Origin of the sequence: Polaribacter sp. Z014, assembly GCF_023555435.1 — a bacterium.
Taxonomy (GTDB): domain Bacteria; phylum Bacteroidota; class Bacteroidia; order Flavobacteriales; family Flavobacteriaceae; genus Polaribacter.
On record NZ_JALCZP010000001.1, the window covers coordinates 742,041 to 762,815 of the forward strand.

A 20,775-nucleotide genomic window follows, 5' to 3' on the forward strand; every position below is an offset into this window, starting at 1 on the left:
AAAATGAAAACAGCAACAAAATCCGCTTGTGATACGTGCGCACATCATACTTTAGATGGAGTTAAAAAATTAGGAGTAGATACAGAAAATGTAGACTTTGTAATTGCATTGGCAGGAAACCCTAATACAGGAAAAAGTACTGTTTTTAATGCGTTAACTGGTTTAAGGCAGCATACTGGGAACTGGCCAGGAAAAACAGTAACAAGAGCAGAAGGCGCATTTGAATATCAACAACAAAAATTTAAATTAATAGATTTACCAGGCACGTATTCTTTAATGTCAAGATCGGAAGATGAGGAGGTTGCTAGGAATTTTATTCTTTTCGGTAAACCAACATTAACGGTAATAGTTGTTGATGCAAGTAGATTAGAACGAAATTTAAACTTGGTGTTGCAAATTTTAGAGATTTCTTCGAATGCAGTTTTGTGTCTAAACTTAATGGATGAGGCAGAAAAAAATAATATTAATATAGATTACAGAAGTTTGTCTAGAGAATTAGGAATTCCGGTTGTGCCTACGAGTGCAAGATCTAAAGAAGGGATTCCAGAATTAATTGCTGCAATTAGTGATCTAGCAAACGGTAAAATAGTTTGTAAACCTTATAAAATAAAAAGCATTCCTAAACATGTAGAAGATGCTGTACAGAAATTGAGTGCAGCTATTAAAGAAGAGTACCCAAATGTTTCTAATAGCAGGTGGTTGGCTTTTCGAGTTTTAGAAGGAGATGCACATATTTTAGATGCCTTAAAAACAGGTGATTTTATTTAATTGAAAAGAATGGGAACAAAAAACATTGATAAAATTATAGAGTTGTCTAACGAATTACGTTGGCAAATTGGCGATGATTTTCATGATAATCTAACGGAAGCAATTTATGCTGATGCCTCTAAAATTGTTGAAAAAACAGTTGTAAAAGATGATAAAAAGGGTGCTTTTTATTTAAATGGAAAAATAGATAAAATAGTTACTAGTAGAATTTGGGGTTTTCCAATTATGCTTTTATTATTAGGTTTGGTGCTTTGGTTAACTATTATTGGGGCAAATTATCCGTCGTCAATGTTGTCTGGTTTATTGTTAGATACCATTCATCCTTTATTAAAAGAAGGAGCAGCATTCTTAAATTTTCCTTGGTGGTTGTCTGGGTTTTTAATTGATGGTGTTTATTTAGCTGTTGCATGGGTAATTGCAGTAATGTTGCCGCCAATGGCCATCTTTTTTCCGTTATTTACCTTGTTAGAAGATTTTGGGTATTTGCCAAGAGTTGCTTTTAATATGGATTCACTTTTTAAAAAATCTGGAGCACATGGTAAGCAAGCTTTAACAATGACAATGGGTTTTGGTTGTAATGCCGCTGGAGTTGTGGCGACTAGAATTATAGATAGTCCTAGAGAACGATTAATTGCTATTATTACTAATAATTTTTCTTTGTGTAATGGACGTTGGCCAACTCAAATTTTGTTAGCAACGATTTTTATTGGAGCTGTTGTACCTTCTACATATTCAAGTATTGTTTCTTTGGTTGCCGTAGTTGGAATTGCTGTTTTAGGAATGTTTTTTATGTTTTTCTTTTCTTGGGCATTGTCTAAAACAGTTTTAAAGGGAGAAGTTTCAACTTTTAATTTAGAGCTTCCTCCTTATAGAGCTCCGATGTTTTGGAAAACCATTTACACCTCTTTAATAGATAGAACATTAATTGTTTTATGGAGAGCTGTTGTATTTGCTGCACCAGCGGGAGCGGTAATATGGTTGGTTTCTAATGTTTTTATAGGTGATGAAAGCATAGCTGTACATTTAATTAATTCTTTAGATGGATTTGGATTCTTAATAGGGTTAAATGGTGTTATTTTATTAGCATATATTGTAGCAATTCCTGCCAATGAAATTGTAATTCCTTCTATATTAATGTTAACTGTGATGGTAACAGGAGTGGCTGGAGGAGCAGGCGCAGGAGTGATGTTTGAGTTAGATTCTGTAACTGCTACTGGAGATATTTTAAGAAGTGGTGGATGGACGCTATTAACAGCGATAAACGTAATGTTGTTTAGTTTGTTACACAATCCATGTAGTACAACGATTTATACCATTTATAAAGAAACAAAAAGTAAAAAATGGACAATTGTTGCTACGATTCTACCGGTTATAGCAGGTTTTATAATTACTTTTTTAGTTGCTCAAATTTGGAGGATTTTTAGCTAGTCTATTAAAAATAAAACCAATAATTAAGACAAATTTAAATACATAATTTTGTATTTTGCAGTAAAATAAATTGTGCAAAATACATCTACCTTTCAAGTTTATAACGCTTCTGCAGGAAGTGGTAAAACCTTTACACTTGTAAAAGAATACATAAAAGTATTATTAACTTCTGATGATATTTTTTCGTTTCAGAAAATACTAGCAATTACGTTTACCAACAAAGCAGCTGGTGAAATGAAAGAACGTGTTTTGTCTAGTTTAGAAGACTTTGCTGATGGTAAAGAGAATGACCTACTCAATATTATTGTTGATGAGATAACGATAGATAAAGCAATAATTCAGGAAAGAAGTAAGAAGATTTTAGATGCAATTTTAAAAAATTACTCCGCTTTTTCTATTACTACAATTGATAGTTTTACTCATAAAATTATTAAAAATTTCGCTTTCGATTTAGGTTTATCGCTTAATTTTGAAGTAGAAATGGATGCCGTTTCTCTTTTAAATGAAGCGGTAGATGTTTTAATTTCTAAAATAGGAACCGATAAAAAACTAACAAACCTTTTAATAGATTATTCTTTAGATAAAACAGATGATGATAAATCTTGGGATATTTCTAGAGATTTAAGCGAATTTGCAAGAATCTTATTAAATGAAGATGATGTACAACATTTTAGAAGTCTTGCGGATAAAAAATTAGAAGATTTTACAAACTTAAAGACAAAACTATACAATCAGCAAAAAGAATTAAAGGAATCGATTATAAAAATCGGGGAAGAATGTCTTCAGTTGATAGAAAATAACGATTTAGAGCATAAGAATTTTATGCGCGGAACCATTCCTAAATTCTTCGCAGATTTAAGTGTAAAATCTGTTAATATCGATTTTATCAAACGAAGTGAAACGATAAAAAAAGCGATAGAGAATAATCAATATTACTCAAAATCTACTGCAGAGTTTGTTGCAGCTTCTATAGATCAAATTGTTCCCGATATTGTTCGCTTATTTAACGAGGCAGAATTAATTTATCAGCAATTCTCTATGAATAAATTGGCGTTGAAAAGCATTATTCCTTTAGCGGTTTTAAATAATATCAATTCAGAGTTAGAGAATATAAAAGAAGATAATAATATTCGGTTAAATGCAGAATTTAATCAATTAATATCTGATAATATAAAAGATCAACCAGCTCCTTTTATTTACGAAAGAATTGGGCAACGTTTTCAGCATTATTTTATTGATGAAATGCAAGATACTTCTGTGTTGCAATGGCAGAATTTAGTGCCGCTAATAGACAATACATTAGCGCAAGAAAATAGTAATTTGTTGTTGGTTGGCGATGGAAAACAAGCTATTTATAGATGGCGTGGAGGAAAAGCAGAACAGTTTATAGAGTTAGGTTCAGATAGGGCAAACCCTTTTCATGTTTCTAAAGAAATTAAAAACTTAGAGACCAATTTTAGGAGTTATTCCGAAGTTATCAATTTTAATAATTCGTTTTTTCAGCATACGGCAAATTTCATTCAAAACGAATCATATAAAAATATTTTTATAGAAGGAAATAAACAAATTGAAAATTCTAAAAAAGGTGGTTTAGTTTCGTTGACCTTCCTTGAGAAAAACGAAGATAAAGAACTAGAGAAAGTAAAATATCCACAGAAAGTTTTAGAGAAAATTCTTCAATTAAAAGAAAGTTTCTCTTTAAGCGAAATTTGCGTGTTAACTCGTACAAGGAAAGATGGAGTTGCAGTTGCAAATTATTTATCAGAAAAAGGAATTGATATCGTTTCATCAGAAACCTTATTGCTTAAAAATAGTGCTAAAGTTACTTTTATTGTTGATGTTTTAAAAGTTTTACAAAACCCAAGTGATGAGGAAACTCGTTTTGAAATGTTATATTTTTTACATCAACATTTAGAAATTGAAAACCCCAAACATGTCTTTTTTAATGAATTTGCGAAAACGGATAATCAAACTATTTTAGAATCTTTAAAAAAATATGGGGTTTCATTTGAAGCGTCATTATTTCATCAATTGCCATTTTATGAGAAAATAGAAGAAATTATAAGAGGTTTTAATCTGATAAATTCGTCGGATGCCTATATTCAGTTTTTTTTAGATGTTGTTTTAGAACAACAAAGAAATGGAACCGATGTTGGTGAGTTTTTAGAGTTTTGGGAACTTAAAAAAGAACGATTAAGTATTGTGGCACCAGAAAGTGCCGGTGCTGTTCAGATTATGACGATTCATAAATCGAAGGGATTAGAATTTCCAGTGGTTATTTTTCCTTGCGATGTAGATATTTATCGACAAATAAAACCAAAATCGTGGTTAAATGAATTACCAGAATCTTATGAAGGCTTCGGTGAGTTGTTGGTAGATTATAGTAAAAGTTTAAGTATTGTAAGTACTAGAGGTTTAGACATTTATAATCAACAAAGAGAGGAGTTAGAATTAGATAATTTTAATTTGCTATATGTTACTCTAACAAGAGCAGTAGAACAATTACATATTATTACAGATAAAAAAATATCATCAAAAGGAGAAGAAAACACTAACTTTTATTCAGGTATTTTTATCAATTACTTAAAACAACAAAACCAATGGAATGATGAGGTTTTAGAGTATTCTTTTGGAGATAAAGGTAGGGTTAGTAAAAGAGAAAAAGAAAGTTCCGTTGCCGAGATTCATGAGCAATTCATTTCAACTCCTTGGCAAGAGCATAATATAGTTTTGTTAGCAAATTCTTCAAAATTATGGAATACAGAGCAAGGAAAAGCAATTGATTTTGGGAACTTATTACACGAAATTTTCGCTAAAATTATCACTGTAAATGATGTAGATAATGTGGTGGAATTGTTTTATCAACAAGGAGTTTTAGATGATGATCAAAGAGTATTCATTAAAACAAGTATTCAAAAGGTAGTGAATCACCCAAAATTGACAATGTATTTTTCTGATAACGTTACTGTTTTCAATGAAAGAGAAATTGTTGATGTGGATAATCAGATTATAATTCCAGATAGGTTAGTTTTTACGGATAAAAATGAAATTGTTATTATTGATTACAAGACAGGGAGTCCTTCTTCAGAATATCATCAACAGCTATTAAAATATGAAAGAACTTTAAAGTCTATGAATTTTAAAGTTGATAAAAAATTGCTAATTTATATAAATGATAAAATTGAGGTGGTTGAAGTATAATTAAATATAAATTGATTTCTAGTAAAGGAATTTAAATTAGTCTTGTCTTTAGCTTTTATTAAATAAAAAGTGATGCGTAAGACTTCAGTTATTTGTTGCTTATAAGTGAAAGGTTTTAAAATAATGTTGTTCTAACTTTAGTAGATGTAGTGAAAGTAATACGTATTCTTTAGAATTGATATAGACTGTTGTTTTAATAATATTTTGTAGATTTGTCTTTGTAGATACGTTTTAAGGGTTTACTTTTGCGTATTATAATAACGAACTTTTAATTTAAAAATTTGATAATGAAACGATTAAAAATAGCTGTGATAGCTTTGTTTACGTTGGTAACAGTTGGTAACGTAAACGCACAAGATGAAAATAACCCGTGGGTTGTAGGTTTTGGTGTAAACGTAGTAGATTTTTACAATGGTGATGATTTTAGTGATCAACTAGAAGATTTAGTAGGAAATGGAGATTGGAATATTTTACCATCTATTTCTAGAATTACTGGAGAAAAATATTTAGATAAAGGTTTTTCTTTACAATTAGCAGGGTCTTTAAATAAAATTGAGAAGTATAAGAATAGTGATGATGCTGTAGATTTTCTTTATTGGGCTGTAGATGCAATTGTAAAGTATGATGTAAACAACTTAGTAGGTCAAACAGGTTGGTTTGATCCTTATGTATATTTAGGTGGAGGTTATACTTCTGTAGATTCTACTGGAGAAGGAATGCTTAATGTTGGTCTTGGTTTTAATACTTGGTTTAATGAGAACTTAGGATTAAACTTTCAAACAGGAACTAAAAAAGGTTTTTCTGATAATGTAAGATCTCATTACCAAACATCTTTAGGTTTAGTAATTAAATTTGGAGGAACAGATACAGATGGTGACGGAGTATATGACAAAGAAGATGCTTGTCCAGAAGTTGCAGGTTTAAAAGAATTCAATGGTTGTCCTGATGCTGATGGCGATGGAGTAAAAGATTCTGATGATGCTTGTCCTAATGTTGCTGGTTTAGCAGCTATGAATGGTTGTCCAGATGCTGACGGAGATGGAGTTGCAGATAAAGATGATATGTGTCCTAATTCTAAAGGAACAAAAGCAAATAAAGGTTGTCCAGATTCTGACGGAGATGGAGTTGTTGATAAAGATGATAAATGTGCTTCTGTTGCAGGACCAGCTGCAAATTCAGGTTGTCCTTGGCCAGATTCTGACGGAGACGGTGTATTAGATAAAGATGATAAATGTCCTAAAGTTGCAGGTGTTGCTTCTCAAGGAGGATGTCCAGAACTAGTTATCACTAAAAAAGATATTGAAGTACTTAACTTTACTGCTAAATCTATTTTATTTAACTCAGGAAAATCTACTTTTAAAGCAGGAGTTACTAAACAATTAGATGCTGTAGTAGCAATAATGAACAAAAATGCTAAAGCTAATTTTGCAATCGGAGGTCATACAGATAGCACTGGTTCAGCTGCTATTAACTTAAGATTATCTGAAAAAAGAGCTAAAGCTGTTGAAAGTTATTTAGAGCAAAACGGAATTTCTTCTTCTAGATTAGAAGCTAAAGGATTTGGATCTCAATATCCAGTAGATTCTAACACTACAAGAACAGGTAGAGCTAACAACAGAAGAGTTGAAATTAAAGTAACAAACTAATAGTTATTTTAAAATAATATTACAAAAGCCTTATCTTTATTGATGAGGCTTTTTTTTTGTTTTCCTATTTTTTGTTTTTAGTTAAAAAAACTTTTTAGTTTCAATCTAAAAAATTACCTTTGCAACCTGAAAATGAGAGGTAAGTCTCATAAAAAAAATAATAACTTTAATTAGATACATAATGTCTACAATAACAGGTAAAGTTTCACAAATTATTGGGCCAGTAATTGATGTTGAATTCAATACGGATAATGAACTTCCTAAAATTTACGATTCGTTAGAAATCAAAAAAGCTGACGGCTCTATTTTAGTATTAGAGGTACAACAGCATATTGGAGAAGATACAGTTAGAACTATCTCAATGGATGCTACTGATGGATTAAGTAGAGGAACTGAGGTTGTAGCTACTGGGAATCCTATTCAAATGCCAATCGGAAACGATATTTATGGTCGTTTGTTTAATGTAACAGGAGAAGCTATTGATGGTTTAGGTGATTTGAAAAAAGAAGGTAAAGATGGTTTACCAATTCACAGATCTGCACCTAAATTTGAAGATTTATCAGTATCTACTGAAGTTTTATTCACAGGAATTAAAGTAATTGATTTAATTGAGCCGTATGCAAAAGGAGGTAAAATTGGATTATTTGGAGGAGCAGGAGTAGGTAAAACTGTTTTAATTCAAGAGTTAATTAACAATATTGCAAAAGGACATGGTGGTTTATCAGTTTTTGCAGGAGTTGGAGAAAGAACTCGTGAAGGAAACGATTTACTTCGTGAAATGTTAGAATCTGGAATTATCAAATATGGTGATGACTTTATGCATTCTATGGAAGAAGGAGGATGGGATTTATCTAAAGTTGATAAACCTGGAATGAAAGATTCTAAAGCTACTTTCGTATTCGGACAAATGAATGAGCCACCTGGAGCACGTGCACGTGTTGCCTTATCTGGTTTAACAATAGCTGAATATTTTAGAGATGGAGCAGGAGAAGCACAAGGTAAAGATGTACTTTTCTTTGTAGATAATATTTTCCGTTTTACACAAGCAGGTTCTGAAGTGTCAGCACTTTTAGGACGTATGCCATCTGCAGTAGGTTACCAACCAACATTGGCAACTGAAATGGGTGCAATGCAAGAGCGTATTACTTCAACTAAAAAAGGTTCTATTACATCTGTACAAGCAGTTTATGTACCTGCAGATGATTTAACAGATCCAGCACCAGCAACAACGTTTGCGCATTTAGATGCAACAACAGTATTATCTCGTAAAATTGCAGAATTAGGTATTTATCCAGCGGTAGATCCTTTAGATTCTACTTCAAGAATTTTATCTGCAGCAATTTTAGGTGATGAACATTATAACACTGCAACAGCTGTAAAAGAAATTTTACAACGTTATAAAGAATTACAAGATATTATCGCAATTTTAGGTATGGAAGAATTATCTGAAGAAGATAAATTAGTAGTTCATAGAGCTAGACGTGTACAACGTTTCTTATCTCAACCTTTCCACGTAGCTGAACAATTTACAGGTATACCAGGAGTTCTAGTTGATATTAAAGACACTATAAAAGGTTTTAATATGATTATGGATGGTGAATTAGATAAATATCCAGAAGCAGCATTTAACTTAAGAGGTTCAATTCAAGATGCAATTGATGCTGGAGAGAAAATGTTAGCTGAAGCTTAAAACTAGTATGCGGTATACAGTTTCAGTTTGCAATTGTGCTACTGAATGCTGTTACTGAATACTGAAAACTAAAATATATATGTTTTTAGAAATTGTAACACCAGAAGCTATATTGTTTTCATCAGAAATCGACTCATTGTCAGTTCCTGGTGTTAATGGAGAGTTTCAAATGCTAAATAATCACGCACCTGTTGTTTCTAATTTAAAAGAAGGAACGATTAAAATTCATATTCATTCTCAGTCTAATTTAGACTTAAATGAATTAAATGGAAAATTAGTGCCTGATGTAGCTGATGAAAAGATTTTAACATTACTAATTAATTCTGGTACTTTAGAATTAAATGATAATAAAGCTATTATTTTAGCAGATTAAAATCCTAAAATAATTATAAAATTAAAAGTCTCAAAACGTAAGTTTTGAGACTTTTTTAATTTTAATACCTTTTAAAAAGTATTAAATACTTTTTGCAATTTCCCCCTTTATTTTTCTTTTTTTCATACGTCAAAATTGGTAAATATTTTAGAATAATTTGTAAGTGTAAACCATTATAATTATACAGGGAAAACACCCTTTTTGTAATAGTGTTATTAGGTTTTTTAACGCCTAAGTGTTTGATCTATAGTTGATAATGTGGTTATTTGTTTTTATACTTTTTATATTATAATTAAAATTGTACTTTGATGAATATTAACCTAACTTATATAATATGAAAACACTTTTTAAATTTTCTCAAATATTTATTTTATCTATACTTCTGTTTAGTTGTGAGTCTGAAAAACAGGATAATGAAGGTGATGGCAATGCGTCTGAAGAAATTAATGATAGTAGACCTTCAAATGCAATTACCTACAAAGAAATGGCCGATATGTTTCATCAATATGATGTTGGGCAGAAACCTGTTTTAGATAAATATAGACAAGAGTTTACAAATGATGCTACAGAAATCGAAAGTATTTCTCACTTTTATGAGATTAATCAATTAAAGCAATATATTGCTTATGTAGAAAGGCTATCTAAAGAAAAAAATATTACCCTTACTGGTATAAGAATTTTTTCGGCATCGTATCCAAAAGATTATTCAGATGAACGTTTAAGAGGGAGACAAACCCTAATTTTTATGCCTACTGCAGATACAAAAGAAAAGAAAAATGTAGCTTATGAACCGTTGTATTCTAAAAACGGAGAAGCAATTCCTTTTACAAAGTTTTTAGATGAATATAGTAGTGATGAAACTAAGAATGTTATAAGGGCTTCTTTTTTATCTTTTATCGGAGTTAAAGAAGATCTTAATAGTTCTGGGGCAAATAGATTATTGGTAACACCACCATATTAATTTTATCGATGGATTTAAGTATACCTATTTTACTTCTTTATATGTCAACAGCTATTGTTGCAGTGACTTTAATTAAAAGGTATACATTGCCTTATTTTAAATTTTTTGTAAGTTACGCTATAGTAGTTGTTGTTTTTGAATATATAGTTCAGTTAGCTTACTTTTATGGTTATCAAACTAAAGATATTTATAATATATATACTTTTTTTGAATATAATATAGTAGCATTAATTTATTTTAAGTTAACAGTAGAATTGGTTTCTCATAAATGGATTAAATATTTGATGGTTTTATTTAACCTTATCTATATTTTAAGTTTTATATTTATACCAATACAAAATTATACGGTTCTTTTGGGTGCGGTAATTGTCTGCTTGTTTATGTTCTTTTATTTAAAAGAATTATTACAATCTGATCAAATTATCAATTTTCAAAATAGTTTACCTTTTTGGATAACTATTGGTTTTTTGTTGTATTATTTAACTACAATACCATTTTATACGGCGCTTTATGTTATTGGTATAGAATCTAAAAGTGATAGTATAATTTTATTTACTTCGCAGCAAATAATTATAATTTTAACACATGTTTGTTTTATTGGAGGTTTAATATGGGGAACAAAGGAGAAGATTTAATTTTTATAATTTCTACTATAGTTATTGGTTTAATTACGGTTGCATTAGTTTTGTTGTTTGTTGTATTTCAAAAAAAAAAGAAAGTTTTATTAATTGATAAAGAAGAATCAAAAAAACGATTTGAAAGAGAAATAGCTGAAACACAAATAGAAATTAGAGAAGAAACTTTAAGAAATATTAGTTGGGAATTGCACGATAATATAGGGCAATTACTAACCTTGGCTAAGATTCAATTACAAAGTGCTTCTCCAGAAAATATTCATGAAGTATCAGAAACCATAAGTAAAGGTCTAACAGAAGTAAGGGCCTTATCAAAATTAATAAATCCTGAAGCTATAAAGAATATAAAATTAAGAGAGGCTGTACAATTAGAGATAGATCGATTTAACAGATTGCATTTTATCAATTCAGAATTAAAAATTACTGGAAAAGGTCAAGTAATTAATAAAAAAGCGAGCATTATTATTTTTAGAATTTTACAAGAATTTTTTTCAAATACGATAAAACATTCCAAAGCTTCTAATTTATGGGTTGAACTAAATTTTGGCGAAAATGAGTTAGAAATTAACGCAAAGGATGACGGAGTTGGTTTTTCATCATTAGAAAATAAATCGAAAGGAATAGGACTAGAAAATATTAAGAATAGAGCAAAATTAATTGGAGCTTCTGCAATTTTTACTTCCGAAGTAAATAAAGGGACTTCCTTAAAAATTCTATATAAGTTATGATGAAATATTCAGTTGTTATTGTAGATGATCATACATTGCTTTCTCAAGCAATTGCAGCTATGGTAAATACTTTTACTAAATTTAAGGTGTTATATACTTGTAAAAATGGACAAGAATTAATTGATAAATTTTCTAAATCACCAGAATTTATTCCAGACGTTGTTTTAATGGATATTAATATGCCCATAATGAATGGAATTGAAACTACGGAATGGATCTCTAAAAACCATAATGAAGTACATGTAATGGCGCTTTCTGTGGAAGATGAAGATGCTACTATTTTAAAAATGTTAAAAGTTGGTGCTATTGGTTATTTATTAAAAGATACAGAAAAAATAGTTTTAGAAAAAGCCTTAGTAGAAATAGCCGAAAATGGATTTTATCATACTAAAAATGTAACAAATTTATTGATGAAATCACTCTCTGGAAACGGCGTTGCAGAAATTCATCTAAAAGAAAGAGAAATAACATTTATGAGGCATGCTTGTTCTGAACTAACCTATAAAGAAATAGCAGACATTATGTGTTTAAGTCCAAAAACTATTGATGGCTATAGAGACGTTTTGTTTACAAAATTAAATGTAAAGAATAGAGTAGGTTTGGTAATGTATGCGATTAAAAATAAAATTTACACTCCATAAAAAAAGTGTAAATTTGCAGCATGGAAGAAACGAACAGACAACGTAAAATTGCAGGAGTGCTGCAAAAGGATTTGGTAGATGTTTTGCAAAAGGCAGCACAAGATGGTATGAAGGGGATAATTATTTCCGTTTCTAAAGTTCATGTAACTTCAGATTTAGGAGTAGCAAAAGTTTACTTAAGTGTTTTTCCTTCTAGCAATAGAGAAGAAATTATTAAAGGTGTGCAATCTAACACGGTTTTAATTCGCCATGAAATGGCAAAAAGAACAAAACATCAATTACGTAGAATGCCAGAATTATTGTTTTTTGGAGATGACACGTTAGATTATATAGAAGAAATTGATAAATCTTTAAAAGGTGAAGATGACAACCCAATTAAAGATCCTAGCGTTTTACCAAGACGTAAAAGAAGTTAAATTAATTTTTTCATTTGAACTTTCCCTTATACATAGCTAAAAGATATTTATTTACTAAAACAGGTAATAATGCTATCAATATTATTACAATTATTGCTTCTTTTGGAGTGATTGTAGGCTCTTTAGCCTTGTTTATTATTTTATCTGGATTTTCTGGTTTACGTACATTTAGTTACAGTTTATTAGATGTTTCAGATCCTGATATTAAAATCACCTCTAATAAAGGAAAAACTTTTTTATATACAGACAATGTTCATCAAGCTTTAATAAGTAATACTTCAATTAAAACAACTTCTAAAGTTATAGAAGAACGTGTTTTTTTAGAATACAATGATAAAAATGAAATTGCATATATAAAGGGAGTTGAAGAAAGTTATACCTCGATAACGCATATAGATTCTGTTATCAGTTTAGGGAGTTGGTTAGATGAAGAACAGCCAAATACAGCAGTTGTTGGTAATGGTATTTCTAGAAAACTATCCTTAGGAGTTTTAAATTTTGGAGCGCCTTTATCAATAATGGTTCCTAAACCAGGAGTGGGTTTTATCAATCCGAATAATGCCTTTAATAAATTGGAGGTGCAAATCGTTGGTTTGTATTCTGGGACAGAGGAGTTTGAGAGTAAATTTGTTTTTGTGTCTATTAACGATGCAAAGAAATTATTGAAGTTTAAAGACAATCAAATTACAGGGGTTGAAATTAAATTAAAAGACAATGTAGATGCAGACTTGTTTGCAGAACAATTGCAAGAGCAGTTAGGCAATCAATTTAAAGTGCAAACCAAACAGCAATTAAATGAGGTTTTCTATAAGGTAATTAACACAGAGAATTTTGTATCATATCTTATATTTACGTTGATTGTAATTATAGCATTGTTTAATGTTATTGGTGCAATTATAATGATGATTATTGATAAAAAATCGAATTTAAAAACCCTGTTCAGTTTAGGCGCTTCTATAAAAGAGATTAAAAAAATATTTATTTTACAAGGTTTTCTTTTAACCTTTTTAGGAATGATTATCGGTTTAACATTGGGTATTATAATTGTTTTTATTCAGAAAGAATTTGGCATATTTATGATTACCCAAAACTTTGCTTACCCGGTAGAATTTAGATTTTCGAATCTTTTTGTTGTAATCGCTACTATTACGGTTTTAGGTTTTATTGCCTCTAAAATTGCCAGTAGTAGAATTTCTAAAGAGTTTGTAGAAAGATAAAAATTTTACCTGCAAGGTTTCAAAAACCTTGTAGGTATTTATTTAAAACTGCGGAATAATGGTATTCCCAAACTTAGCTTCCACTTCATCAAACGTAGCAAACACATCTTTTGCATCGTCAGAAGTTACCATTTTCATTCTGTATTCTTTAAAATGCGGAATTCCTTTAAAGTAATTAGTGTAATGTCTTCTAGTTTCAAAAACTCCTAAAACAGGTCCTTTCCAGTCAATGGCCATTTGCAAATGCCTTCTTGCCATTTCTACACGTTGTGCAATTGTTGGTTTTGCTAAATGTTCTCCAGTGTTAAAAAAATGTTTTACTTCGTTAAAAAACCAAGGATACCCAATAGCTGCTCTACCAATCATACAACCATCCAAACCATAAGAATCTCTCATTTCCATCGCTTTTTCTGGAGAAGTTACATCTCCATTTCCAAAAACAGGAATGTGCATTCTTTGGTTGTTTTTTACATCGGCAATTGGTTTCCAATCTGCCTCACCTTTATACATTTGGGCACGTGTTCTACCATGAATAGAAATTGCTTTACAACCCACATCTTGCAAACGTTCTGCAACTTCTACAATTCTAATAGAATCATGATCCCAACCAAGGCGAGTTTTAACTGTAATAGGTAAATTAGTATGTTTTACCATCGCTTCAGTTAATGAAACCATTAAATCTATGTCTTTTAAAATTCCTGCTCCTGCGCCTTTAGAAACTACTTTTTTAACAGGGCAACCAAAGTTGATATCAATAATATCTGGGTTCGATTTTTCTACAATCTCCACCGTTTTTAACATCGATTCTAAATTGGCACCAAAAATCTGGATTCCAACCGGACGTTCTTTTTCATAGATATCTAATTTCATAATGCTTTTTGCCGCATCACGAATCAATCCTTCAGAAGAAATAAACTCGGTATATACCACATCTGCTCCTTGTTCTTTGCATAAGGCTCTAAATGGTGGGTCCGATACATCCTCCATTGGAGCAAGTAATAAAGGAAAGTCTGGTAATTCTATGTTGCCAATTTTAATCAAAACGATTTAATTTTTTGCAAATTTAGTGATTTTTTCAACCTTTAAGATGAAAAATATTTTCTTCAATATTTGAACCAGAAAATAGCTTTTGTATTTATGCTGTTCATTTGCTCTTAGAAATATGAAAAGCGTTGTACTTTTAAAATAAAAATTATATATTACAGTATAAAAGAATCATTTTAAATTATGGGAGCAAAAGAAGATATTTTAAAAAAAATTAGTTTTTTAATTACTGATAAATTTCAAAGTCCAGCAGAAGCTTTTCTTTTTTTTGATAAAGATAAAGACGGAAAATTAAACAAAGGTGAAGTAAAAGATTTACTAAAGGATGCTGATATCAGTGGTTTTTTTAGAGGAATTGTAGCCGGTGAATTGATAAAAGGATATGACAAATCTGGTGATGAATGTATAAGCCTAGATGAATTTAAGGTTGCCATTGCAGAATTAGAAAGAGATTTGTAAATATTTTCTAATTTTTTAGAGATACCCTAAAAGGATGCACTTAACAAGGTTTTAAAAAAGCTTTTCTTGTAAACTGCATAAAAATAGCTGTGAGCAGCAAAAATTAAGGCACTTATAGTTATTTAATTCACAAACTTATTTACCTATCTTTGTCAGTTGAACGCAGTTAGAAAACGAAGTATGAAAAACATTAGAAACTTTTGCATTATCGCACATATAGATCATGGTAAAAGTACGTTAGCAGATAGATTATTAGAGTACACAGGTGCTGTAACAGATCGTGAAAAGAAAGATCAGTTACTAGATAATATGGATTTAGAACGCGAACGCGGAATTACCATAAAATCGCACGCTATCCAAATGGATTATACCCATAATGGAGAACAATATGTCTTAAATTTAATTGACACTCCTGGTCACGTAGATTTCTCATACGAAGTTTCTAGATCAATTGCCGCTTGTGAAGGCGCATTGCTAATTGTAGATGCTGCACAAAGCATACAAGCACAAACAATTTCTAATTTATATCTAGCTTTAGAGAACGATTTAGAAATTATTCCTATTTTAAATAAAGTAGATTTACCTTCTGCAAATCCAGAAGAAGTAACAGACGATATTGTAGACCTATTAGGTTGCGACCCAGAAGAAGTGATTCACGCAAGTGGAAAAACAGGTTTTGGAGTCGAAAATATTTTAGCTGCAATTATTGATAGAGTTCCTGCTCCAAAAGGAGATCCAGATGCGCCTTTACAAGCCTTAATTTTCGATTCTGTTTACAATTCTTATCGTGGAATTGAAACTTATTTCCGTGTTTTAAACGGAGAAATTAAAAAAGGACAACAAATTAAGTTTATGGCTACGGGTAAAAATTATTTTGCCGATGAAGTTGGTACTTTAAAGCTAGAACAAGTTGTAAGAAAATCTGTTAAAACAGGTGATGTAGGTTATTTAATAACAGGAATTAAAACAGCAAAAGAAGTAAAAGTAGGAGATACAATTACAGATGCAATAAACCCAACTCAAGAAATAATTGATGGTTTCGAAGATGTAAAACCAATGGTTTTTGCAGGGATTTATCCGGTAGACACAGAAGATTTTGAAGAATTGCGTTATTCTATGGAAAAACTGCAATTAAATGATGCTTCTTTGGTTTTTGTACCAGAAAGTTCTGCCGCTTTAGGTTTTGGTTTCCGTTGTGGATTCTTAGGAATGTTACACATGGAAATTATTCAAGAACGTTTAGAACGTGAGTTTAATATGACGGTTATTACAACCGTTCCCAACGTTTCTTACCATGCGTATACCAAGAAAAACCCGAACGAAATATTACTTTTAAATAATCCTACAGATTTACCAGATCCATCGAGATTAGATAGAGTAGAAGAGCCTTTTATTAAAGCAAGTATTATTACAAAGTCAGATTTTGTTGGACAAGTAATGAGTTTGTGTATCGAAAAACGTGGCGAAATTGTAAATCAGACCTACTTAACCACAGAAAGAGTAGAATTGATTTTCGATATGCCTTTGGCAGAAATTGTTTTCGATTTTTACGATCGTTTAAAAACGGTTTCTAAAGGATATGCTTCTTTCGATTATTCGCCAATTGGTATGAGAGAATCGAAATTAGTAAGAGTAGATATTTTATTAAACGGTTCTGGAGTAGATGCACTTTCTGCGTTATTACACGCAGATAATGCGTATACGATTGGTAAGAAAATTGTAGAGAAATTAAAAGAATTAATTCCTCGTCAACAGTTCGATATTCCTATTCAGGCAGCAATCGGAGCAAAAATTATTGCCCGTGAAACTACCAAAGCATTGCGTAAAGATGTTACTGCAAAATGTTATGGTGGAGATATTTCGCGTAAACGTAAGTTGTTAGAAAAGCAGAAAAAAGGGAAAAAGAGAATGCGTCAGGTAGGTAACGTAGAAATTCCACAAGAAGCATTTATGGCTGTTTTAAAGTTGAATGATTAAGTTAGTATTAAGATTTTTAGAATTAAGAATCAAGACTAAATAAATAATATAGAAACCTTTTTGAGAAATCAAGAAGGTTTTTTTTTGAAGCTATTTCCAGCTTTTCACTATATCTTTTTTTCGTCTCTCAAAAAAGGATAAAGCCTGTCTTGAGCGAAGTCGAAAGGTTTCAACCTAGGCTAAACTTGTTTGGCAGCTTAACTTTTATCCTGTGAGGCAGTAATGATAAAGTTGCTTTTACAGAAGTTTTTCAATCAATATAGATCAAAAAAAACACTTTTGAAATGAATCAAAAGTGTTTTAAATTAATTTTATAACATAAGAGTAAAATACAATAAGCATCCGCGATGCTAATCTCTTCCTCCTAAAATTTGTAAACCCCAATATAATAAAGATGCTAAAGAACCTAAAGCGGCTACTAAATACGTTCTTGCAGCCCATTTTAAAGCATCTGTAGCACCAGCCAATTCTTCTTGAGAAACCATGTTTTTGTTTTCTAACCAAGCTAATGCTCTATTACTAGCATCATATTCCACAGGTAAAGTAATAAAACTAAAAAGTGTTGCAAAACCCATAAAAATTAAACCAGCGATGGCAATGTAAAAACCGATTCCGGTAGCTCCAGAAGCTGCTCCCATAATTAAACCACCAATTACCAACCATTGAGAGAATTTAGAAGTAACACTTACAATTGGTACTAACTGAGATCGCATTGTTAAATAACTATACGCTTTTGCATGTTGTACGGCGTGTCCGCACTCATGCGCAGCAACTGCAGCCGCAGCCGCATTTCTCTGGTTGTACACAGATTCACTTAAATTAACCGTTTTATCTGCAGGATTGTAATGGTCTGTTAATCTACCAGGAGTAGAAATTACTTTTACGTCAAAAATGCCGTTATCCGCCAACATTTTTGTGGCAATTTCTGCACCACTCATTCCGTTTCTAAGCTGAATTTTAGAATATTTCTTAAACTTGTTTTTTAAAGTGTTACTAACCAACCAACTTGCCAAAGCTATAGCGCCAATTAAAATATAGAATCCTATCATAAATTATATCGTTTAAAATTTTTATATCATTTTTGTTTGATAAATTTACAACATAAAGTATTCCAATTTATTGTTTATAGAATAAAAATGACAAAATGACTACAAAACCGAACATATTACTGATATATACAGGAGGAACAATTGGTATGATGAAAGACTATAAAACAAATGCATTAAAAGCATTTGATTTTAGTCAGATAGTAGAAAAGATACCCGAGTTGCAACAGTTAAATTGTAATATAGAAAGTATTTCTTTTGAAGAACCTATAGATTCATCAAACATGAATACTCGTTATTATATAGATATAGTAGAAATTATTGAAGAAAATTATAAGAAATTTGATGGTTTTGTAGTCTTGACAGGTTCCGATACAATGGCATACACATCTTCTGCTATCAGTTTTATGTTAGAGAATTTACAAAAGCCAATTATTTTTACAGGATCTCAATTGCCTATAGGAGATTTAAGAACCGATGCAAAAGAAAATTTAATTACTTCTATAGAGGTTGCATGTGCCTATAAAAATGGAAAGCCAATAGTTTCTGAAGTTTGTTTGTATTTCGAATATAAATTATATAGAGCCAATAGAACAACTAAAATAAGTTCAGAATTATTTGAAGCGTTTACTTCTCTAAATTTACCTCCATTAGCAGAAAGTGGCGTGCATCTTAAATTTAATGAGCATTTAATCCATCAATTAGAAACAGAAGAAACGGATTTAATTGTTAGAAAAAATTTAGTTGATGAGGTTGTTATTTTAAAATTATTTCCTGGAATATCAAATTTGGTAGTAGAAAGTATTTTAAATATACCTAATTTAAAAGGAGTAGTTTTAGAAACCTATGGTTCTGGAAATGCGCCAAATTCTGATAAATTTATAGCTTTACTTAAAGAAGCTATAGGTAAAGGAGTCAAAATTATAAATGTTACCCAATGTAAAAGTGGTAGAGTGATGATGGGACATTATGATACCAGTTTGTTGCTTAAGGAGATAGGTGTTATTAATGGTAGAGACATTACTACAGAGTCTGCTATAGGCAAGTTAATGTACTTATTAGATAAAAACTTATCAGCGAATGAGTTCAAACATTTTTTTGAAAAATCATTAAGAGGTGAATTAACTGATAATTATCATTTTTAAATATATTATTAGGTAAAATCACCTTTTTAACGATAAATAGATTGAATTTTTTTTTAAATGTTCAATAATTTTTTGTTACTTGGCAGTCTCAAAAGGATAGTGAAGATTAATTCTTTCTAATTATTTTAGTTAAATTGTCTTTGATATTATTTTTTTGAGATGAAAATCAATATCTTTAACCCGTTAACTATTAAAAATTAATTATAACAAAGATGAAAAAAGTAGTAAATGTCCTATCCGTAACAGGATTTATGTTTTTTGGAGCTATTCAATCAACTTTCGCACAAGAAGCAGCTGAAGAGTCAAAAACTTTCCACCAAGAATTAAAACAACGTTTTATTGAGGGTGGCCCAGAATTTATGGGAATTGTATTAGTAGCCTTAATATTAGGTTTAGCAATTGCAATTGAAAGAATTATTTATTTAAACATGGCAACAACTAATACTAAGAAATTAGTAGCAAGTGTAGATGATGCTTTAAGTTCTGGTGGTATAGAAGCTGCTAAAGAAGTTTGTAGAAACTCTAAAGGACCAGTTGCATCTATCTTTTACCAAGGATTAGATAGAGTAGATGAAGGAGTTGATGCTGCAGAAAAAGCTGTAGTTTCTTATGGTGGAGTACAAATGGGATTATTAGAGAAAAATATTTCTTGGTTATCTTTATTTATTGCTTTAGCACCGATGCTTGGGTTTATGGGTACGGTAATTGGTATGATTCAGGCCTTTGATATGATTGCAGTAGCAAATGATATTTCTCCTGGTGTTGTAGCTGTAGGTATTAAAGTAGCTTTATTAACAACTGTATTTGGTTTAGTTGTGGCTATTATTCTTCAAATTTTTTATAATTATATCGTTTCTAAAATCGATAGTATTGTAAATAACATGGAAGATGCATCTATTCAATTGATAGATTTATTAGTGAAATATAAAAAATAAGATATATTATGAAAAATAATTTATCAAAAATTTTAAATATATTTATAGCTGTAATAGCTGTAATAGGAGCTTTTCTCTTCATCAGAATTTTTATGACTGATGAAGGAGATTCAGGAGCCTTAAGTGGGGCTGTGGGTAGTATTGTAACTTTTTCTACTATATTACTGTACTTTGCAGTTGGTGCAACTTTAATTCTTTCTTTAATTAGTCTTTTTACAAATATTGAAAATTTAAAAAAGACTTTATTAGGGCTAGCTGTTTTGGGTGTAGTATTAGTTTTTGCTTACTTTTTAGCAGATAATAATGCTGTTTTAGATACACAAGGTAAAGTATTAGAAGGTGGAGAAGCGGGAACATCATTAAACCAATGGGTTGGAACAGGTATCTGGTACAGCATTTGTTTAGGACTTGTTGCTAGTTTGTTTTTTGTATACGATTTACTAAAAGGATTAATAAAATCATAAT

17 protein-coding genes and 1 pseudogene are annotated in these 20,775 nt (G+C 30.6%); 16 read left to right on the forward strand and 2 right to left on the reverse strand.

The genetic code is table 11. The features are described 5' to 3' along the window. Positions 1-3: 3 nt before the first annotated feature. The 11 genes and pseudogenes from feoB (at position 4) to MPF19_RS03315 (ending at position 13,704) form a co-directional block, all read left to right on the forward strand. A pseudogene (gene feoB, locus MPF19_RS03265) lies at positions 4-2,196 on the forward strand (ferrous iron transport protein B). A 72-nt stretch (positions 2,197-2,268) separates the two neighbouring features. Beyond that, a complete protein-coding gene (locus MPF19_RS19405) occupies positions 2,269-5,397 on the forward strand; it encodes a UvrD-helicase domain-containing protein (protein WP_249986754.1) in 3,129 nt (1,042 codons plus the stop codon). A gap of 287 nt (positions 5,398-5,684) precedes the next feature. Next, complete coding sequence (locus MPF19_RS03275) at positions 5,685-7,043, forward strand: OmpA family protein (RefSeq protein ID WP_249986755.1); 1,359 nt, start codon at positions 5,685-5,687, stop codon at positions 7,041-7,043. A gap of 181 nt (positions 7,044-7,224) precedes the next feature. Then, positions 7,225-8,733, forward strand: a complete 1,509-nt coding sequence (atpD, locus tag MPF19_RS03280) for a F0F1 ATP synthase subunit beta (protein WP_203394258.1) — start codon at positions 7,225-7,227, stop codon at positions 8,731-8,733. 79 nt (positions 8,734-8,812) lie between these two features. Further along, the gene (locus MPF19_RS03285; RefSeq protein ID WP_203394259.1) at positions 8,813-9,106 is read left to right on the forward strand and encodes a FoF1 ATP synthase subunit delta/epsilon; all 294 of its coding nucleotides are present in this window, start codon (positions 8,813-8,815) and stop codon (positions 9,104-9,106) included. A 334-nt stretch (positions 9,107-9,440) separates the two neighbouring features. Continuing rightward, entirely contained in the window at positions 9,441-10,067 is a 627-nt protein-coding gene (locus MPF19_RS03290) for a hypothetical protein (RefSeq protein WP_203394260.1), read from the forward strand. A gap of 8 nt (positions 10,068-10,075) precedes the next feature. Further along, positions 10,076-10,702 carry a hypothetical protein gene (locus MPF19_RS03295; protein WP_215602580.1) on the forward strand — a complete coding sequence of 209 codons (627 nt, stop codon included), beginning with the start codon at positions 10,076-10,078 and terminating at the stop codon, positions 10,700-10,702. Continuing rightward, positions 10,678-11,430 carry a sensor histidine kinase gene (locus MPF19_RS03300; RefSeq protein WP_249986756.1) on the forward strand — a complete coding sequence of 251 codons (753 nt, stop codon included), beginning with the start codon at positions 10,678-10,680 and terminating at the stop codon, positions 11,428-11,430. The genes MPF19_RS03295 and MPF19_RS03300 overlap by 25 nt, the downstream gene beginning before the upstream one ends. Next, complete coding sequence (locus MPF19_RS03305; RefSeq protein ID WP_203394263.1) at positions 11,427-12,071, forward strand: response regulator transcription factor; 645 nt, start codon at positions 11,427-11,429, stop codon at positions 12,069-12,071. The genes MPF19_RS03300 and MPF19_RS03305 overlap by 4 nt, the downstream gene beginning before the upstream one ends. Positions 12,072-12,091: 20 nt before the next feature. After that, positions 12,092-12,487 carry a 30S ribosome-binding factor RbfA gene (gene rbfA, locus MPF19_RS03310; protein WP_165734310.1) on the forward strand — a complete coding sequence of 132 codons (396 nt, stop codon included), beginning with the start codon at positions 12,092-12,094 and terminating at the stop codon, positions 12,485-12,487. 14 nt (positions 12,488-12,501) lie between these two features. Then, positions 12,502-13,704 (forward strand): ABC transporter permease, encoded by a 1,203-nt coding sequence (locus MPF19_RS03315; protein ID WP_249986757.1) that lies wholly within the window; start codon positions 12,502-12,504, stop codon positions 13,702-13,704. A gap of 42 nt (positions 13,705-13,746) precedes the next feature. On the opposite strand, the gene dusB is transcribed toward MPF19_RS03315, so the two are convergent. Then, on the reverse strand, positions 13,747-14,745 hold the full coding sequence (gene dusB / locus MPF19_RS03320; protein ID WP_249986758.1) for a tRNA dihydrouridine synthase DusB: 999 nt from the start codon (positions 14,743-14,745) through the stop codon (positions 13,747-13,749). Positions 14,746-14,931: 186 nt separating this feature from the next. On the opposite strand from dusB, the gene MPF19_RS03325 reads away from it, so the two are divergent. Next, a complete protein-coding gene (locus tag MPF19_RS03325; RefSeq protein WP_249986759.1) occupies positions 14,932-15,207 on the forward strand; it encodes an EF-hand domain-containing protein in 276 nt (91 codons plus the stop codon). A 180-nt stretch (positions 15,208-15,387) separates the two neighbouring features. Further along, positions 15,388-17,184 carry a translation elongation factor 4 gene (lepA, locus tag MPF19_RS03330; protein WP_203394267.1) on the forward strand — a complete coding sequence of 599 codons (1,797 nt, stop codon included), beginning with the start codon at positions 15,388-15,390 and terminating at the stop codon, positions 17,182-17,184. Between the two features lie 350 nt (positions 17,185-17,534). Here the strand turns inward: lepA and MPF19_RS03335 are convergent, their stop codons facing one another. Beyond that, positions 17,535-18,233 carry a zinc metallopeptidase gene (locus MPF19_RS03335; protein ID WP_249986760.1) on the reverse strand — a complete coding sequence of 233 codons (699 nt, stop codon included), beginning with the start codon at positions 18,231-18,233 and terminating at the stop codon, positions 17,535-17,537. A 95-nt stretch (positions 18,234-18,328) separates the two neighbouring features. Between MPF19_RS03335 and MPF19_RS03340 the strand changes: the two genes are divergently transcribed. The 3 genes from MPF19_RS03340 (at position 18,329) to MPF19_RS03350 (ending at position 20,774) form a co-directional block, all read left to right on the forward strand. Further along, a complete protein-coding gene (locus MPF19_RS03340; protein ID WP_203394272.1) occupies positions 18,329-19,375 on the forward strand; it encodes an asparaginase in 1,047 nt (348 codons plus the stop codon). A gap of 212 nt (positions 19,376-19,587) precedes the next feature. Next, positions 19,588-20,310 carry a MotA/TolQ/ExbB proton channel family protein gene (locus tag MPF19_RS03345; RefSeq protein ID WP_203394273.1) on the forward strand — a complete coding sequence of 241 codons (723 nt, stop codon included), beginning with the start codon at positions 19,588-19,590 and terminating at the stop codon, positions 20,308-20,310. A gap of 8 nt (positions 20,311-20,318) precedes the next feature. Then, positions 20,319-20,774, forward strand: a complete 456-nt coding sequence (locus MPF19_RS03350; protein ID WP_203394274.1) for a hypothetical protein — start codon at positions 20,319-20,321, stop codon at positions 20,772-20,774. The last annotated feature ends 1 nt before the right edge of the window (position 20,775 follow it).

Excerpts from the sequence above, each read along its gene's own strand:
- MPF19_RS03275 (WP_249986755.1), top strand. The coding sequence starts at position 5,685 with ATGAAACGATTAAAAATAGCTGTGATAGCTTTGTTTACGTTGGTAACA.
- atpD (WP_203394258.1), top strand. The coding sequence starts at position 7,225 with ATGTCTACAATAACAGGTAAAGTTTCACAAATTATTGGGCCAGTAATT.
- MPF19_RS03285 (WP_203394259.1), top strand. The coding sequence starts at position 8,813 with ATGTTTTTAGAAATTGTAACACCAGAAGCTATATTGTTTTCATCAGAA.
- MPF19_RS03290 (WP_203394260.1), top strand. The coding sequence starts at position 9,441 with ATGAAAACACTTTTTAAATTTTCTCAAATATTTATTTTATCTATACTT.
- MPF19_RS03295 (WP_215602580.1), top strand. The coding sequence starts at position 10,076 with ATGGATTTAAGTATACCTATTTTACTTCTTTATATGTCAACAGCTATT.
- MPF19_RS03300 (WP_249986756.1), top strand. The coding sequence starts at position 10,678 with ATGGGGAACAAAGGAGAAGATTTAATTTTTATAATTTCTACTATAGTT.
- MPF19_RS03305 (WP_203394263.1), top strand. The coding sequence starts at position 11,427 with ATGATGAAATATTCAGTTGTTATTGTAGATGATCATACATTGCTTTCT.
- rbfA (WP_165734310.1), top strand. The coding sequence starts at position 12,092 with ATGGAAGAAACGAACAGACAACGTAAAATTGCAGGAGTGCTGCAAAAG.
- MPF19_RS03325 (WP_249986759.1), top strand. The coding sequence starts at position 14,932 with ATGGGAGCAAAAGAAGATATTTTAAAAAAAATTAGTTTTTTAATTACT.
- lepA (WP_203394267.1), top strand. The coding sequence starts at position 15,388 with ATGAAAAACATTAGAAACTTTTGCATTATCGCACATATAGATCATGGT.
- MPF19_RS03335 (WP_249986760.1), bottom strand. The coding sequence starts at position 18,233 with ATGATAGGATTCTATATTTTAATTGGCGCTATAGCTTTGGCAAGTTGG.
- MPF19_RS03340 (WP_203394272.1), top strand. The coding sequence starts at position 18,329 with ATGACTACAAAACCGAACATATTACTGATATATACAGGAGGAACAATT.
- MPF19_RS03345 (WP_203394273.1), top strand. The coding sequence starts at position 19,588 with ATGAAAAAAGTAGTAAATGTCCTATCCGTAACAGGATTTATGTTTTTT.
- MPF19_RS03350 (WP_203394274.1), top strand. The coding sequence starts at position 20,319 with ATGAAAAATAATTTATCAAAAATTTTAAATATATTTATAGCTGTAATA.